Source organism: Ideonella lacteola, from assembly GCF_038066555.1.
Classification (GTDB): Bacteria; Pseudomonadota; Gammaproteobacteria; order Burkholderiales; family Burkholderiaceae_C; genus Ideonella; species Ideonella lacteola.
In genome coordinates, this window is sequence record NZ_JBBUTG010000033.1 from 1 (window position 1) to 15,867 (window position 15,867).

The 15,867-nt window shown below is 65.8% G+C and carries 13 protein-coding genes; 5 read left to right on the forward strand and 8 right to left on the reverse strand.

The features are described from left to right. Nucleotides 1–249: 249 nt before the first annotated feature. Both AACH06_RS28000 and AACH06_RS28005 read right to left on the reverse strand, forming a co-directional pair. Entirely contained in the window at nt 250–1,002 is a 753-nt protein-coding gene (locus AACH06_RS28000) for a cupin domain-containing protein (RefSeq protein ID WP_341429107.1), read from the reverse strand. Nucleotides 1,003–1,071: 69 nt separating this feature from the next. Then, nucleotides 1,072–1,446 carry a hypothetical protein gene (locus AACH06_RS28005; RefSeq protein WP_341429108.1) on the reverse strand — a complete coding sequence of 125 codons (375 nt, stop codon included), beginning with the start codon at nt 1,444–1,446 and terminating at the stop codon, nt 1,072–1,074. An 804-nt stretch (nt 1,447–2,250) separates the two neighbouring features. On the opposite strand from AACH06_RS28005, the gene AACH06_RS28010 reads away from it, so the two are divergent. Further along, nucleotides 2,251–3,423, forward strand: coding sequence for a hypothetical protein (locus AACH06_RS28010; RefSeq protein ID WP_341429109.1), 1,173 nt, complete (start codon nt 2,251–2,253; stop codon nt 3,421–3,423). A gap of 355 nt (nt 3,424–3,778) precedes the next feature. On the opposite strand, the gene AACH06_RS28015 is transcribed toward AACH06_RS28010, so the two are convergent. Continuing rightward, nucleotides 3,779–6,328 (reverse strand): hybrid sensor histidine kinase/response regulator, encoded by a 2,550-nt coding sequence (locus AACH06_RS28015; RefSeq protein ID WP_341429110.1) that lies wholly within the window; start codon nt 6,326–6,328, stop codon nt 3,779–3,781. A 258-nt stretch (nt 6,329–6,586) separates the two neighbouring features. On the opposite strand from AACH06_RS28015, the gene AACH06_RS28020 reads away from it, so the two are divergent. Then, on the forward strand, nt 6,587–7,096 hold the full coding sequence (locus tag AACH06_RS28020) for a hypothetical protein (RefSeq protein ID WP_341429111.1): 510 nt from the start codon (nt 6,587–6,589) through the stop codon (nt 7,094–7,096). A gap of 289 nt (nt 7,097–7,385) precedes the next feature. On the opposite strand, the gene AACH06_RS28025 is transcribed toward AACH06_RS28020, so the two are convergent. Further along, a complete protein-coding gene (locus AACH06_RS28025) occupies nt 7,386–9,230 on the reverse strand; it encodes a CocE/NonD family hydrolase (protein WP_341429112.1) in 1,845 nt (614 codons plus the stop codon). A gap of 153 nt (nt 9,231–9,383) precedes the next feature. Continuing rightward, nucleotides 9,384–9,983 carry a short chain dehydrogenase gene (locus AACH06_RS28030; protein WP_341429113.1) on the reverse strand — a complete coding sequence of 200 codons (600 nt, stop codon included), beginning with the start codon at nt 9,981–9,983 and terminating at the stop codon, nt 9,384–9,386. A gap of 164 nt (nt 9,984–10,147) precedes the next feature. Here AACH06_RS28030 and AACH06_RS28035 point away from each other — a divergent pair, with 164 nt between their 5' ends. From AACH06_RS28035 to AACH06_RS28045, 3 genes are all read left to right on the forward strand, one after another. Continuing rightward, nucleotides 10,148–11,071: a LysR family transcriptional regulator gene (locus tag AACH06_RS28035; RefSeq protein WP_341429114.1), complete on the forward strand. Its 924-nt coding sequence runs from the start codon at nt 10,148–10,150 to the stop codon at nt 11,069–11,071. 67 nt (nt 11,072–11,138) lie between these two features. Next, nucleotides 11,139–11,489, forward strand: a complete 351-nt coding sequence (locus AACH06_RS28040) for a hypothetical protein (protein ID WP_341429115.1) — start codon at nt 11,139–11,141, stop codon at nt 11,487–11,489. Continuing rightward, nucleotides 11,486–12,121, forward strand: coding sequence for an HD domain-containing protein (locus AACH06_RS28045; RefSeq protein WP_341429116.1), 636 nt, complete (start codon nt 11,486–11,488; stop codon nt 12,119–12,121). Before AACH06_RS28040 ends, AACH06_RS28045 begins: the two co-directional genes overlap by 4 nt. Nucleotides 12,122–12,170: 49 nt before the next feature. Here AACH06_RS28045 and AACH06_RS28050 read toward each other — a convergent pair whose 3' ends face one another. The 3 genes from AACH06_RS28050 to AACH06_RS28060 form a co-directional block, all read right to left on the reverse strand. Then, nucleotides 12,171–12,938, reverse strand: a complete 768-nt coding sequence (locus tag AACH06_RS28050; protein ID WP_341429117.1) for a hypothetical protein — start codon at nt 12,936–12,938, stop codon at nt 12,171–12,173. A 697-nt stretch (nt 12,939–13,635) separates the two neighbouring features. Further along, on the reverse strand, nt 13,636–14,235 hold the full coding sequence (locus AACH06_RS28055; protein ID WP_341429118.1) for a GNAT family N-acetyltransferase: 600 nt from the start codon (nt 14,233–14,235) through the stop codon (nt 13,636–13,638). A gap of 238 nt (nt 14,236–14,473) precedes the next feature. Next, entirely contained in the window at nt 14,474–15,784 is a 1,311-nt protein-coding gene (locus AACH06_RS28060; protein ID WP_341429119.1) for a glycerate kinase type-2 family protein, read from the reverse strand. Between the last annotated feature and the right edge of the window lie 83 nt (nt 15,785–15,867).

Genomic DNA, 15,867 nt, shown 5'->3' on the forward strand with positions numbered 1-15,867 from the left:
TCTCGTCGCCTCGTGCGCTTGGCCGTCGTCCCCAGGCCCAGGCTGTGTTGTTTCATGCGCCATATCGTCTCAGCACTTCAGCTTCCCGCCAAGCACCAGGCCGCGCGATTTCTGCAGACCTTCCCTAGCGCAGAGTTAACCGGCCGCCAACGGCAGGGCGCCTTGGCCGCGCGGTGCATGATGAACCAAAGGCGCCGCGCGGCCAAGGCGCCCTGCCGTTGGCGGTCCGGTTGAACGACCTGTTAGGCCTCAGCTTTCCGCGCTGTAAAGCTCCATTGATTGCTCGAAGGAGACAAGGGGCGCTCGGATCGTACCGTCTGCGAGTCGCCTCCCTCGCAGCGGATCGACGGGCTCGATCAGGTAGCGACTTTTGCCCTTGTCGAGACCATCAATGATTACGTCAATGGTCATGGCTCGTTTGGACCTGGGAGCAAACCAGTGGACGTTGTCGGTGGTTGAAGTCATTGCAGCGGAGTGCCCTGGCTCGGCTACGACGTCTTGGGTCGGTCGGATGACCAGGAAGCCTTCGTCGTCCCTGACCCGGTCAAAGGTACGGACCCTCACGCGACCGTCAATGACCATGTGTGCGCTGGCCATGTATCGATGTGCGTGCGGAGTGATCACACTGTTTGGCCCAAAGTCGAACAGTGCGAGTCCGTAGCCAAGCTTGAGCGGGAGCCCATCCTCCCCGAGGACCGTGACATATCGCTTCTGCGGATCGTGTCCGAAAGGAGCGCCTGCGTCCCTGATTCGGGCGCGCCTCAACTCGAAGGCAAGAGATTCCAGGTCGACTTGCTCTGAGAGTTCGTTGACTTCGCGATGCCAGTCTGATGGGCGCATCTTGCCCGCGGAAAGCAGATCGGCGAGATCGTTCTGCGCGGCGAGCCAGCGGCGGGCTTGCAGATTGGATGTCCGAGGTCTCGCGAATGCAAGCTCCGCGACCAATGCATATACCGAAAAGGCAGCACAGTTCTGAAGCAGACTCCGGCGATCGAGTGACATGTAGCGCCTTCTGAGGCCTAACGTTCGACGGAAGGGGCTGGCCGCAGGCCAGTCCCCTTGACGGAGGGGTTAGGCGTCACGCGTTTCACGTAGCACTTGGCAAGCCAAATGGCCGAAAGATGGGCCAGTTCCGGGCAGTCTCGCGATGACTGGATGCGACGCTGTGGCATTGGTGAATTCTTCAACATTGACGGTTTGCTGACCGTACGAAACCATAACCTCAAACTCCCAGAACTCCAACGAATCGGTAAGCCAGATGCCCGAATGGAGATGTCCTTCCTGTTCCTCTATCAAGCAGTAGTGCACCAACAAGCCGCCTTGAGGCGCCAAAGCATGCGATTCCAGTGACAAGCGAAGCCACTGAGGCATCGTGGTACCGATTGAAGCTGCTCGTTTGATCTTGGCTCGAGTGTCGGCAGCTTGCTGCTGGGCGTTGCGCTGCATTGCCATGACGCCTAACGTTCGACGTAAGGGGCGTACCGCTTGCGGGACGTCCCCTTGACGGAGGGGTTAGGCTTCACTTCCGCAACTCCACCATGTGCTTCGGCTCGGGGGAGCCGCCGTGCGTAGCCCCATCGACTCGATGGACCTGACCGAGTGAAGCGAAGTTGCCGATCGGCCGCCCCAAACCTAACGCTCGCGAGAGGCTGCTCCTGGCCGACAGCGGCCAGTTCTCAGGCTGCGGCCCGGTGACTGCAACCGCTGCAAAGCGGCCGCACCGCCCACAACCCACATGAATGCTGGTGTTTCGGGCGATTGCCGATGGTGGAGTTCGCAGGAATCGGGCCCGATGGATATTGAGTCTTTGCGAACTGCACCGAGGTTTGAATGGGTCCGAAGCCGGCTGGCGAGCCCAGCGTCCACGACCTGTTTCGCACCGAGCTGGTCGACCTGATCAACCACGGTCACGAGTTGGTCGAGTTGGCTGAGCTGGCCCAGTAGATCGACTGGCAGGCTGTTGTCGATAAATGCAGCCGCAGTTTGAGTCGACCACCGGGTGCCTATTTCGCGCAAGCGGGACTTGGCCGCCATCGCTGTATCTGAACGCCTGTATCGATGCGCGTCGCCCGCGCACCGTCGACTGCGAGGGCGAGACCGGTGGAGATCACCTTGGGCCAGACCCGCCAGCTTCGGCGCCGGGCGTCCTTTCGGTTCCGGAGGCATCGCTTCGTCCTCGACCCTCGGCGGCGCGCCCGCTGCGTGAGGATTCCTTCAACGTCATCTCAGACTCTTGGGCGGGCCTCAACCATGAAGATCTTCGGCAACTGCTGCAACGCCACCGACGTGGCGGAGAGCGCGCACACGGCGCGCCCTCGAGGTGATTCCACTCCAACACGTCGAGCTGCCACTCCGAGGCCGGGCCTGGGCGAGGGCTCGTCTCCGTTGCCATCTCGGCGCCCTGCGGCAGCCGAGGCAGACGCAGGCACCGCGTCGGCCACACCGGCTCGCCTCGCTGTCTCGGCCAACAAGGAGGCCTTCCTGGCCAGCCGGCCCCTGGTTCCGCCGAAGCTGACGCCTGAAGAGCGCCAACAGCAACAACAGTTGACGGTCGAGCAGATCCAAAGACTGGCGACTCACTACGAATCGAAGCTGGGGGTGGATGTCCGAACCATCACGACGGGAAGAACGACAGCGGTGGCCGATCAGTTGCAGGCCTTGACGATGGATGCGCAGCGGTCGGGCAAGCCAATCGCCGCATTGTTGGTGACCAATATGGTGAGCCCGGCAGAGGCCCAGGCCATCTCGTCAGGAATGGGGCACTTGGATGCCTTCATCGCCACACCGTCTGGCCGATTGCTGAACCTCGTTGGATACCCATTGCCTTCGTCCTTTATGGTTGATGTCAAGCTTGCCAGCCGCGGGCAGCTGATGGCCACCATGGACTTGAACGTGTTTTTGACCCACTCGAATTCGAAATCGGCACATCCGCAAGCTGGGGACACCGAATGTGCCTCACTCGGTATGGCTTCGATGAAGGAGTACCTCAAGAACGACTGTGAGCAACTGCGGGACCACTCATTGGTGTTGTGCAACGGCCAACAGGAAGGCCGGGATGATCGGGGCCATCTGTTGATCCCCTCGCCGCAGGCGCTTCGGTACAGCCAGTCCGGCCTGGCGGTCAAGATTGCCGAGGCGGTAGTGACCAGCACGCAAAGCGAGGCCAGCGTCTTCCACGGACGCGATAAATACACCGTCAAGACGCTGGCCGGCTACGCCCGGGACGGTGTGGCGCTGGAGCGCCCGCTGGCACCGCCGGGCTCCAGCCGCCTCGATGCCGCTGAGCTCGACAGCTTTCGCCAACAGTGGGCTGACGCGTACAGGGAAATGAAGCCCAAGCGGGAAGCGATGAAAGACAAAGCCGAGCTCAACGCCTACCTGGCCCAGGTGCAACACAGGCACCACGTCCTTGCGGGCCGTTAGGTGCCAACAGCGCCCTTGTGGTGCCAGAACAGTCTTTCGACCTCATTGCGGCGCCAGCGAGCGAGTCATTTCCCGGCGGGCTCGCGACGCGCACTTCGCCTTCTTCACTGATTCTTCGCACACCTGTGCATGCGGCGAATCCAGGACAGTCATGCACAGGATGACGCCCGATTTGCCGGCAGGTGGCGCCGAGGCCCCGCGCGAGACCCATCCGACGCCAGGCTCGGCGCGGGAGCGGACGTCATGGCGCAGAAGACGTCCGGCGGGGCCTGGATAAGTTGATCGCCACACTGACGCCGGCGTGAGAACAGCCAGCAAGGAGGGGAGGGGGCAGAAGCAAGGGCCTCCACCCCCATCAGCACACGCCGGCAGGCAAGATGCGGCGCGCCAACGCTTGCTTCACGGCGCCGAAGAACTGGTCGGGATCTACGGGCTTGATCAGGAAGTCGTTCATGCCGGCTCCCAGGCCGCGCGACCGGTCATCGTCGAAGGCATGACCCGAGAAGCCGATGATGGGCGTGTCTGCGTTCAGCGCTGTCGCGCGGATCTGCCGTGTGGCACTCAGGCCGTCGGTTCCGGGCATGGACACATCCATCAGGATGACGTCGAAGTGCTCTGCCGTCGCCGCTTGAACGCCTTCTGCACCGCCGCTGGCAGTGACAACGCTCAGGCCGGCCTGTTGGAGCATGGCCTGGGCCACCAGTTGATTCACCGCATCGTCGTCCACCACCAGCGCGCGGGGCGGACGCGTGCAGGCTGACAGCAGCGCTCGCAATGCGGCCGCTCCGGATGGGCTGGGCTGATCGCTTGCGGCCCCAGCCTGCTGGGCAGGTTGCGGCGCGTCCGGAGCCGGCGCCAAACGTGCCAGACGCACCTTGAAGCTGAAGCAACTGCCCGTGCCCAGCACGCTCTCAGCCCAGGCATCGCCGCCCATGCTGCGTGCCAGTTCCCGCGTGATGGCCAAGCCCAGGCCCACGCTGCCCCGGGCCTGGTCGCCCTGCTTGTACCGTTCGAACAAGCCTTCCAGGCTGTCGGCCGGCAGCCCCGGCCCGGTATCCGTGACCTTGAAATGCACGGTCGCCGACACGTGATCGACGTCGCTGGCCATCGCCTCCACCGTCACGCTGCCCTGGGCGGTAGCCCGCACGGCATTGGACGCCAGATTCAACAAGGCTTGTTGCAGGCGCATGGGGTCGCCCACCAGGCCCTCGGGCATCGGGCCCACGCGGCCGTGCAGCCGCAATCCACGCGCCTGCGCTTCTTGCCGCAGCATACCCGTCACGTGGTCGATGATGGCGGGAACATGGAGTGGCACCTGCTGCAACTCCACGCCGCCGGCTTCGATCTTTGAAAACTCAAGCACCGAGTTGACGATGCTGGCGACGAAGCGACTGGCCGATTCGATGCGCAGCAATTGTTCGGCGGCATCTGCACGATCGGGTTCACTGCGCAGCAGATACGCCAGGCCGGAGATGGCGTTCAAGGGCGTGCGGATTTCATGGCTCACGTGCGCCAAGAAGCGGGTCTTGTTCTCGCTGGCGACCTGCGCGCGGTTGCGTTCGTTCTCGTAAAGCCCGTTGAGCTGGGTCAGCTCCGCGGTGCGGGCCTGCACCTGGCTCTCCAGATCCTGCGCGTTCTTCAGCAGGCGATCTCGCGCCTGCACGAGACTGCGGGACATGTCGTTGAAGGCCTGCGCCAGTTGGTCGATCTCTCGTGCGTTGCCCTGCACTGGCACGGTGGTCCCATAGTCGCCCGCAGCCACGCGGCCGCTTGCCTCTGCCAGCGCCTTCAGAGGGAGCGCCATCTTGCGCGTGAAGCGCGGCACCATGAACAGCAAGAGGCCCAGCGCCACGCCGCCCAGCGCCAGCGTGACCAGAGCGAGCTGACGCACGCCTTGCAGATACGGCTCAGGGTCGACCACGGTGACGAGGCTCCAATCCAGCCCCAAAGCGTCACGGTAGGCGCTGCGATAGATCCAGAGCCGCTCGCCGTCGAGGTCCATCTCCATGGGGCCGTGCGCCGCGTCGGCAGCCGCTTCGCCGGCACGCATCAATGCCTGGTGGCTGGCCGCGACAAGCCGGTTGCTCGCCTCTGCCGCTTGCACGCGCGCGCGTCTGGCATCGCCCGCGCTGCCCACCAGGTCCTGGGTCGAGGCGGATGTCGCCACCAGTTGGCCATTGCGTTCAACAATGTAGGCCACTGACCTGGGCCCAATGGCGTGCTCGCGCAGGTACTCTGAGATTGAACTCAGCGTCAAGTTCGCGCCCATCACACCCACCGTGTGGCCGGCTGCATCGATGGCGGGGCGTGCGGCGCTGATACCGAGTTCACCGCGGTTCAGCAGCACGTAGACGTCGCTCCAGACCGGGCCCGCCTTGGTGATCGCGGCGCGGTACCAGTTGCGCTGGGTGGCATCGTAGTCTTCGCTTCTTACGGCCGGGCCGCGGCGGCCCTGGTCATCGAGCTCGAAAAATTCACGTCGGGGAAATGCCGTGGTGAGCTTCAACACGCTGCGCCCGCGCACTTTGTCGATGCCGACAATGGCGCCGTCGGCTCGGCCGAAGTAGATGTCGTCGACTTCCGGAAACTGCTGCTGTTGGTCAGCGAACCAGTGCTCCGGCGCGGCGAACAATGAGCTGGTGGTGATCTGGCCACTGTGCAGGGCGTCAGCGTTGATGCGCGTCAGCAGGTGCGGCTTTTCCAGGTAACGCCGCAAATGGGTCTCCAGCCCTTCGTTGGCCTGAGACACGATCTTTTGGACGAGGAAGTGGGTGGCATTGGAGCCGAACACGCTGCCCAGCAGAGAGGCAATGCCGAAGGTCAGCACCACCAGCCCTCCCACAGGCCACAGCAACTGACGGCTGAACGATGTTGAGGAGCCGGGAGCGATGTTCGTTTGCGGCATCACTGACATGCGGTTGAATTGGCAGCGTCGGCGCCGGCACCGGCATACAGCACCCGTTGAGGCACCGGTTCATTCTGGCGCACCGCAGACGCGATGTGTGTACACGGTTGTCACCTCGTCGCTTCTTGTCCGGCAGGGCACGCCTCGCTCCCCGTGCCCGGCGGGCGTGTCCGGATTCGGCGCGCTCATGTCGTTCTTACATAGGCCGACGCTGATGTCCTGGCCCGGCACCTCACATCACCCCCCAAGGAGAGAATCATGAGTAGTCGGAACCGATTCATCGCGCTGGCCGCGCTGTCCATGGCGGCCATGCTCAGCGCAGGCAGCGCCCGGGCGCAGTTCGTGGACGACTGGCAGCATGTGGCAGCCGCATGCGCGCCGTCGAGCTTGCCCGCCCTCAGCATGGTGCAAATCAATACCGCCAACGGCTCGATCCGGGCCAACAACCCGAGTTCGGGCACGGTGCGCTACACCTGCAATGTTCTGGACTCGTTCGCCACCTCCGTGACGACCTGGAATTACCTGACCCTGCAGTACCTGGACACGGTGGGCGGCCGCGTGGTGGCCACGCTGTACGCGAAGAACAAGGTGACGGGCGCCGCGGCGGTGGTCGCCAGCGTGGCAAGCCCTGCGGCTGGCGCGATCGCCAATGTGTCGGTGCCCGTGCCCGCCTTGAACTTCGCCGTCAATGGCTACTACGTGGTCATCACGCTGGTGCCGGCAACGAACCAACCGCCGCAAGCGCACATGGTCTCACTGCATCAGTGATGCCACCGCGCTTTGACGCCGGGTTGCCAAACGCCAGCCGAGTGCTGGGCCGTTACGGAAAGGCGTGCGCAGGCGGGTGGCGGAGTCGATCGCGGCATCGGCTGCCGCCAGCCGCATCATGCCCCAGGCCAGCCTGCCGGTTCGGCGGGCCTGAAACGAAAAGGCCCGCCAGCACTGGACTGGCGGGCCTCTTCAAGCATCACTGCAGCAGCAGGGCAGCAAGGCAGCGATTAGGCAGGGCGGCCGAGCCGCCATGCCTGAAACCGCTGCTGCGCCGCTGCCGTGAGGTTTACTTCTTCGAACCCTCGAAGAACTCGCGCACGAACTCGCGCACATCGCTCGTCGGGCCGCGCGGGCCGACCGAGGTGGTCACGATCGGGGCCAGCTCGCGCGCGGCACCCAGGCTCGCCAGGCTGGGCAGGCTGCCGGACAGCGGCAGCGTGATCCACGACTTCTCGGTATCGATGGTGGCGGTGACCGGCTCGTAGGCGATCAGCGGGTTGGGCTTCTCAGCCGTGATGACCAAGCCCAGGTTGTGGCCCGCGGCGAAGATGCGGTCATCTGCGTTGATCTCCCAGGTCAGCGTGTACCACTTGCCCGGCTCGAGCTCCTGCTTCTGCTTGAGCGACTTGAAGTGCCCCAGGTCGGCGATCGTGCGCGAGACGATGAAGGCCTTGCCGGTGCTGCCGTAGTCGACGACACGAGCCTGGAAGCCGGCCGCCTTGCGATCGACCTTCACCCGCAGCGTGAGGGTGGCGGTGCCGGATTCGCGCACCTGATCGATCAGCTTGTCGCTCAGGAACACCAGGCGGTCATCGCGCTGCTGCGTGGGGTTGGCCACGATCGAGTCTGCCGAGTAGGCCGCGGCCTGCTTGAGCGTGAGGTAGCGCTCAGAGGCCATCGGCGCGGCGGCTTGGTGGCTGAGCGCGCCGGCCCGGCGACCCAGCGGCGAGGTGAGCTTGAGCTTCTGATCGGCGGTGCCTGCGGGGGGCCACACGGCATCGGTCGACCAGCTCATGTCTTCGCGCTGGATGATGGCCTGGGGCTCGTTCGGCAAACCGTTGTCAATGCCTTGCAGGTAGTAGTCGAACCATTGCAGCAGCGGGGTGCTGTAGGCATCGCCGTAGTCGTAGAACGGCTCCACGTGCTCACCCTGGTGCAGGAACAGCCGGCGCTGGACACCGTTTTGCGCCAGCAGATCCCACCATTCGCCGAAGTGACGCGTCTTCACGTTCTCGTCGTTCAGGCCGTGCACGACGAAGACACTGGCCTTGATCTTCGAGGCGTCCAGGCGGAAGTCGCGCACCGACCACCACTTGTTGTAGTCGCCGGTCGGGTCGTCGGACTGTGTCTGCAGCTTCGGCGTCAGGTCGCGGCAGACGGTGCTGTCGTAGTGGCTGACGTAGTCGTTCAGGAAGGTCACGTGTTCCGCGTAGAACGGTGTGCCGTGGCCACGCGTGTAGTCGTACCAGCTGGAGATGGCGGCCACGGGCACGATCGTTTCCAGGCCCTGCACGCCGGTCGAGGCCACCGCATTGGCGATGGTGCCGTCCCACGACACACCGATCATCCCGGACTTGCCGTTCGTCCACTCGGTGGCGTCGGCAGGCGTGCCGTCTTCATGGAAGCCCTTGGCTCGGCCATTGGCCCAGTCGATGATGGCCTTCGTGCCCTTCACCTCGCGGCTGCCGCCCACGTCGGCGCAGCCGGTGGAGAAATCGGTGCCTGGCAGCGACACGGTCGCCACGGCATAGCCGCGTGGTACGAAGAACTCGGTCTCCCAGGCTTCGCGAGGCTGCTGGAAGAAGTAGGGCGAGGCGTGGATGATCAGTGGCACCTTCGCGCCAGGTGCCGTCTTGGGCCGGGTGATCTCCACACGCAGGGTGTCGATCTTTCCGTCGTTCTCGCGATCGAAGCCCGTCTCAACGTTGACGACCTCCTTCACCGCTTCCTGCATGCTGAAGTAGGGCACCGTCTGCTGGCCCGACACCCAAGGGCGAGCAGCAGCCGACGCCGCCATGGCTGGGGAGGCGGCCAGGAGACCGGCCCCGAGTGCGACGGCGCAGGCCATCGACAGGGCCGTCAGGGAAGACAGGCGGGCGGTCTGCCGCGCGGCGGGTTGGAGCGAATCCATGAGAAACCTCATCGTGGGTGAATCGAAGCGTGGTGTTCGCGACGACTATAGGCACCACATGGTGATGAGGCTTCAACAAACATCACGTTGCCGGACTCATCAGGAGACGTCAGTGTCTTTCACTCGTTAGAGCGTGGGCGACGGTGAGATCGCTCACATCACGCGATAGACGCGTCCCGTCTGCGCGCCTTCAACGCTGCGCTGGTAGGCCAGGGCCACGCGGTTGGCGGGTACGGTCTCGAAGCCGGGGAAGAAGGGGCCGTAGGTGTCCAGCGATTCGGTCAGCAGCGTGGGGCTGACGACGTTGATGCGCAGCCCTCGTGGCAGTTCGATCGCGGCAGCCGTGACGAAGCCTTCCAGCGCGGCGTTCACCGCGGTGGCGTTGGCGCCGTTGCGGATGGGCTCGATGCCAAGCACGCCGCTGGTCAGCGTGATGGAGCCGCCGTCGCGCAGCGTCGGTGCGCCGTGCAGCACGAGCCGCACCTGTCCGAGCAGCTTGTCCTGGAGGCCGATGTTGAACTGCTCTGCCGTCATGTCGGCCAAGGGGCCGAAGTGCAGGTTGCCGGCCGTGCAGACGATGGCGTCGATCGGGCCGACGGCCTTCATCAGCGCAGCCACGCTGGCATCGTCAGCCAGATCGACGCGATGGTCACCGCGGGTTCGCCCGGCGGTGACCACCTGGTGGCGGGCGGACAACTGGCTGGCGACCGCTTGGCCGATGGTGCCATGGGCGCCGATGAGAAGAATCTTCATGGTGGTCTTTCGAGGTGGTGGGTGGATGGACTGCATTCTGTTAGCAACCGTTCGTGGCATAAAGTACGGCTCGGTTCACTCAAAGCTAACCATGGGTTAGTAATAGATCGAGTGAAGCAGGGCGGGTAGACAGCCAGTGGGTCGAGTGGAGTTAGGGGGCGGTGATGGACAAACTGCGCAGCATGGAAGTGTTCGTGACGGCGGTCGATGCGGGCAGCTTTGCCGCCGCGGCCAAGGCCCTGGACATGTCGGCTGTGATGGTCGGCAAGCATGTGCAGCAGTTGGAAGCGCATCTGGGTGCCCGGCTCTTGCAGCGCAGCACGCGAAGCCAGGGCTTGACCGAGGTGGGACGCAGCTTCCTGGACGATTGCAAGCGCGTGCTCGAGCAGGTGCGATGGGCCGAATCGGCGGTCGAGCGGAGCCGGCAGGCGCCCCAGGGGCTGCTGCGCGTCAGCGCGCCGGTCACGCTCGGTAGCCTGGTGATCGCCCCCCTCGCTGCCGAGTTTCTGCACGAGCATCCACAGGTTCGACTCGACCTGCAGCTCACCGACAGCGTGGCCGATCTGACCGGCGAAAGCCTGGATGCCGCCATTCGCATCGGCCGTGTGAGCGATGAGAGCCTGGTGGCTCGCCCGCTCACGCCATACCGCATGGTGATTGCGGGTTCGCCGGCCTATCTGAAGCAGCACGGCGTGCCCCAGCGCGCGGCGGACCTCTCGCGGCATGTGTGCCTCAGCCACGCGGTGTGGCAGCGTCGCAACGAGTGGACCTTGCACGACGGCGGCTCTGCGGTGCGATGGCCCGCCTCGGCGCGCTTTGTCTGCAACCAGGGCGACGGGCTTCGCCGTGCGGCCCTGGCGGGCCTGGGGCTCGTGATGCAGCCCGAAGTCCTGCTGGCCGAAGACCTGGCCGCGGGCCACCTGGTGCCCGTTCTGCACCATTGCCTGCCCGAGCCGCGCGCAGTGAACCTGGTCTACGCCTCGGATCGGCGGCCGCTGCCCAAGCTGGCGCGATTTGTCGAGCACGTGGTGCGGGCGCTGGGCGCCACCGAGCCCGAGCCGCCGCGGCGCGCGCGGCGTGGCGCGTGAGCGGTGCGCGGTGCCTGCTCGCCGGATCTGGCGAGAATGCGCGGATGAATCCGTCGAACCTTGCCCCATGTTGTCGGCCGCGCCCATGAGCGGCGGGTTGACCGAAGCCCTGGTGGCATGGCTTTTAAGGTTGGCCGCTGTCGCAGTGCTCGCCGCCTTGCAGGCGTGCGTGGTGGTGCCGCGCACCACCGAGGTCTACGACCCCGATTGCCGGGTGATGGCCCGCACCATGGATCTCGAGGCCGTGCAGATCGCGGCCATCCGTGGCTGCACCGATCGCAGCTGCGGGGCGCTGCTGGCGGCGGCCGGTGCCACGGCCGCCGCCTCGGCCGTCATTTCCGGCAGCATCGTGATCGTCGGCAATGTGGTCTATTGGTTCGAAAAGCAAGGGCGCTGCCAGCGCGACACACCACCATGACCCCACGAGATCTGGAAGAGGCGCCGCTGTGGTGGCAGGAGTGTTGGGCTGACCTGGGTGTGGCTGCGCCCGCCGATGAGCTGGCCCGAGTGCTGGCCGCCTGGAGCGAACCCGGGCGCCACTACCATGACCTGCGCCACCTGCGTGAATGCCTTCAGCGCTGGCAGGCTTGGCGAAGCCTGGCCCAGCGGCCGGGCGAAGTGGGGTTGGCGCTCTGGTACCACGACATCGTCTACGACCCGAAAGCCAGCGACAACGAGAGGCGCAGCGCAGATCGCGCCGCGGCGGTGATGCGTGCCCATGGTGCCCCACCGGAGGCCGCCGACCGGGTGCACGAGCTGGTCATGGCCACCTGCCACGATGCGCCGGCCCACACGCCCGATGCGCAGTTGCTGGTGGACATCGACCTGGCCGTGCTCGGCGCCACGCCGGCACGCTTTGACGAATACGACCGCGATGTGCGTGCCGAGTACGGCTGGGTGCCCGAGGCGGTCTACCGGGAACGCCGGGCCGAGGTGCTGGCGCAATTCCTTCAGCGCGATCGGCTCTATCACTCAGCGCCGGCGTTTGACGCGCTGGAGCAAGCGGCTCGCGCCAACCTGGCTGCCGCCATCGCGCGTTTGCGCGGCTGAGCGCCGGCGCGACAGGGGCATCGCCAGCGCCCCGCTGACGCGCGTGGCGCTATCGCCAGAACTTCCAACGCTGCCACCACCCGGGGCGCTGCGCGCTGGGGGCAGGGCGTAGGCTCAGGCCGCTTCGGCGTTGCCGAAACTCGCTGAGCCGCTGTTCGTACCAGGGCCAAGGCACTGGCTCGTGGAGGGCCTCTGACTCGGAGTGATCGACCAGGTCTGCCGGCTTGGCCACATTGATCAGGCTCAAGACGCGGTCTCGCCCGTCGTGCCGCCCGGTGGCATGAAGCAGTTCGGCATCGATGCGCTCGACGCTCCAGCCGGCGTCGATCCAGCCGAGGACCATGTTGAAGGCGGCCAGTTCGCCGTCCAGCCAATCGTTGTAGAACGCCGCGAAGGACATCCCGGTGGCGAAGAAACCCTCATCGTCATCCATGTCTCTGAAGGCGACCACGCCACGGTCTGCGCTGAGGTAGGTGCGATGGTCGCCGCCCTGGTCAGAGACGAAGAGATAGCCGCTCTCCGCCATGGCCAGCTTCGATGACGCCACGATGCCGTGGTGGGGGCCGACGCCACCGTCGCCAATCTGCTGGTAATAGCCTCGAAGCTCATGAGGTAAACGCATACCCAGCCGGGCCTCCGTCACGGCGATCTGGGTGTCATTGAGGCAAGGGCCCGCGTGGTGGCGGTGATGGTCGGCGCCAAAGATCTGGCACTGCGCGTCGAGTGCTCTCAGGGCTTCGAGCTTGGCCCGGGCAGGCGCCCACACCGAGAAGTCCTGGTTGATGGGGGCGGGTGGCCTGTGCACCTGGTGGTTCATCGGTTGTCGACGAGCGTGGTACTGGCCTCGGTCGTGAGTTGAAGGGTCATGGCTTATGCATTCTGTGAATTGATCGCGGTCTGAATCTCCACGCAACGCAGATCTCGCGCGAGGGCAGGCGCCGGCGCGCTGAGTCGTGATGACGGACTGCCAACTTACATGAACGGGGGCCGTGTTCATGGGGGGTGTCTCGCCGTAATGCCTGGCCGCCCCCTGTCGACTATGCCCCGGGTGCTCGCGCCCATCAACGAAACCCCTCACTGGAGATTTAGCATGTTCAACAGGCGTCGCGTCATGGCCCTGTCGGCATTTGCCACGTTGTCGTTTTTGTGGTTCGCAGTTCAGGCGGCGCCGAATGACGCACAAGGCCTGCCCGCGGCCAGGGTCTTGACGAGCGGCAGCGGCGCATGAATGGCTCGTTCATGCGCCCCGCCATGAGCACGGTCGCTGGCGCCGGTGGGCCGTGGTCGCTCCCGAAGGAGAAGGCCACCAGCTGACGAGTTACCAGGTGCAACACGACGGCGGATGGCGCAAGGCACCGCGGTTCGTGGATGAGCCGTGCGCTTTCCGTGCGCAGGCCCTGGCCGCCGCTCAGCCTGGCTGGGCGGCAAGCGCCGGGCGGCCGGGCTGTCGCGGGCCCGCCACCTGGCGATGCAAGGCACCTGGCGCCTGTGGGGGCGCCGAGTGCCGGGCGAGCTCAGCTCGAGGACAGGCTCTGCAGATGGGAGACCCGCTTCTCCATGCGGACATAGCGGGCGCAGCCGCGGCCGTCGACGCGTGGGTCGGTGAACTCGCCCGAGTTGGCGTAGCCAGCCCGCCTGCACAGCGCGAGCGCCACCACGTTGTTGGGCCGGATTTGCAAGTCGATCCGGCGCAACACATTGGTGGCCGCGGCCCAGCGTTCCGCGTGGGCGAGCAGCAGCTTGCCAATGCCCCGGCGGCGTTGGCTCTCACGCACCGCCATGCTCAGCAGGCACCGGCGCACGTCGAAGCGCACCGGGTGGCTGCGCAGGTCGACATGGCCGACGATCTGGTGGTTGGTGGTGCGGGCGAGCCACACTCGGCGCCAGCCGGGTTGGGTGACTGGCAATTCGTTGCCCATCACCAGGGGCGACGACGCAGGCGACCAACCCTCGGTGAGGGCGGCCGTGTGCGACGTGGGTGCCGCGAAGTGGGTGATGGTGCCCAGCGGATCGGCGGCGAACGGCTGGCTTTGCAGCTCGTTCAGGTAGGCCAGCAATTCCTCAGGCTGGGCGGCCGAGGCGCGGTCGATACGGATGTCAGGGTGCAGGTCCATCTCAGTTCAGTGCCCGGATGAGGGCAGTGTGGGAGTTCAAGATGACGGCTCTTGGCATCCCTCCTGCCCGCGCGGCTCATGGGCGCGCGGCTGCTTTGTTCTGGTGCGCGTCCTTGGATGAGGGCGGGCCGAGCCAGTTCCATGCCAGCTCGACGACCTGAAACATACTCCAAATGACGGCCGCAGAGTATCAAGCAAGATAGGGAATCAGGCCCTTCGTAGCCGTGACCTCCGGTGGCTAGGCGGGCCGCTCGATCAGGATGGCGCGGAAGTCATTGACATTGGTCCAGGTGGGGCCGGTGATCACCGAGTCTCCCAGGGCCTGAAAGAAGCCGTGCCCGTCGTTTCGATCCAGGCTCTGGCGCGGGTTGATGCCGAGCGCCCAGGCGCGTCGCAGCGTATCGGGCGTTATCACCGCGCCCGCGATGTCTTCGGCGCCGTCGACCCCATCGGTATCGGCAGCCAGGGCGTGCACCAGGGGCAGGCCTTCCAGTGCAACAGCGAGTGACAAAAGGAACTCGACGTTGCGGCCGCCGCGGCCATCGCCCCGCAGCGTCACGGTGGTTTCGCCGCCGGACAGCAGCACGCACGGTGGGCTGATCGGCTGCCCGTGCCCGGCCACCTGCCGGGCGATGGCCGCATGCACCCGCCCCACGTCGCGCGCTTCGCCCTCGATGCAATCGGACAGGATGAGGGGGGTGTAGCCCGCCTGGCGCGCGACCTGAGCCGCGGCTTCGAGCGCCACCTGCGGCGTGGTGATCATGTGCACCTCGTGCCTTTGCAGGCGCACGTCGCCCGGCTTGATACTTTCGCTCTCGTCGCGCGCCAACCATTGCTGCACGGCCGAAGGTGCCGGGATGCGGTAACGGGCGAGGATCTCCAGCGCGTCGGCGCGGGTTGAGGTGTCGGCCACGGTGGGGCCCGAGGCAATGTCCATCGGCCGATCGCCCGGTACATCGGAGATCAACAGCGTGACGACCTTCGCCGGGTAGCACATGGCAGCCAGGCGCCCGCCCTTGATCGAAGACAGGTGGCGGCGTACGCAGTTCATCTCACTGATGCTGGCGCCGCTGGCCAACAAGGCGCGGTTGATGGCCTGCTTGTCTGCCAGCGTGAGACCGGGCGCCGGTGCCACCATCAGCGCCGAGCCGCCGCCCGACATCAGCGCGATCACCAGATCGTCTTCGGTGAGGCCGGCCACCCGCTGGCGAATCTGTTCTGTGGCGTTCAGGCCGGCCGCATCCGGCACAGGGTGCGCCGCCGACACAATGTCGATGCGCTCGCACGGCACCTCGTGGCCATAGCGGGTGATGACCAGCCCCTCGATGGGGCCTGTCCAGTGCTGTTCCAGCGCCCTGGCCATGGCGGCAGAGGCCTTGCCAGCGCCGATGACGATGGTGCGCCCCTTCGGCCGCGGCGGCAGGTGGTGGGCCACGCAGCGCGCTGGCTGCGCCGCGGCCACCGCGGCATCGAACATCGCGCGCAGCAGCTCGGAGGGTGAGGCCAAAGCGCCCGGGGCGCGAGGTTCAGGGGAGGAAGGCAGCGTCATCCCGTGATCATGCAATGGAACATGCCATGGAACCGCCTGCCAGCGCCCACGGCAAGCCAGCGCGCGCAGCGTTGCTGCGCTGC

What these genes read in the sequence shown, in the direction of transcription:
- AACH06_RS28060 (WP_341429119.1), bottom strand. Translation starts at nt 15,784, where the DNA reads ATGACGCTGCCTTCCTCCCCTGAACCTCGCGCCCCGGGCGCTTTGGCC.
- AACH06_RS28045 (WP_341429116.1), top strand. Translation starts at nt 11,486, where the DNA reads ATGACCCCACGAGATCTGGAAGAGGCGCCGCTGTGGTGGCAGGAGTGT.
- AACH06_RS28025 (WP_341429112.1), bottom strand. Translation starts at nt 9,230, where the DNA reads ATGGATTCGCTCCAACCCGCCGCGCGGCAGACCGCCCGCCTGTCTTCC.
- AACH06_RS28035 (WP_341429114.1), top strand. Translation starts at nt 10,148, where the DNA reads ATGGACAAACTGCGCAGCATGGAAGTGTTCGTGACGGCGGTCGATGCG.
- AACH06_RS28050 (WP_341429117.1), bottom strand. Translation starts at nt 12,938, where the DNA reads ATGAACCACCAGGTGCACAGGCCACCCGCCCCCATCAACCAGGACTTC.
- AACH06_RS28000 (WP_341429107.1), bottom strand. Translation starts at nt 1,002, where the DNA reads ATGTCACTCGATCGCCGGAGTCTGCTTCAGAACTGTGCTGCCTTTTCG.
- AACH06_RS28055 (WP_341429118.1), bottom strand. Translation starts at nt 14,235, where the DNA reads ATGGACCTGCACCCTGACATCCGTATCGACCGCGCCTCGGCCGCCCAG.
- AACH06_RS28005 (WP_341429108.1), bottom strand. Translation starts at nt 1,446, where the DNA reads ATGCAGCGCAACGCCCAGCAGCAAGCTGCCGACACTCGAGCCAAGATC.
- AACH06_RS28010 (WP_341429109.1), top strand. Translation starts at nt 2,251, where the DNA reads ATGAAGATCTTCGGCAACTGCTGCAACGCCACCGACGTGGCGGAGAGC.
- AACH06_RS28020 (WP_341429111.1), top strand. Translation starts at nt 6,587, where the DNA reads ATGAGTAGTCGGAACCGATTCATCGCGCTGGCCGCGCTGTCCATGGCG.
- AACH06_RS28040 (WP_341429115.1), top strand. Translation starts at nt 11,139, where the DNA reads ATGTTGTCGGCCGCGCCCATGAGCGGCGGGTTGACCGAAGCCCTGGTG.
- AACH06_RS28015 (WP_341429110.1), bottom strand. Translation starts at nt 6,328, where the DNA reads ATGCCGCAAACGAACATCGCTCCCGGCTCCTCAACATCGTTCAGCCGT.
- AACH06_RS28030 (WP_341429113.1), bottom strand. Translation starts at nt 9,983, where the DNA reads ATGAAGATTCTTCTCATCGGCGCCCATGGCACCATCGGCCAAGCGGTC.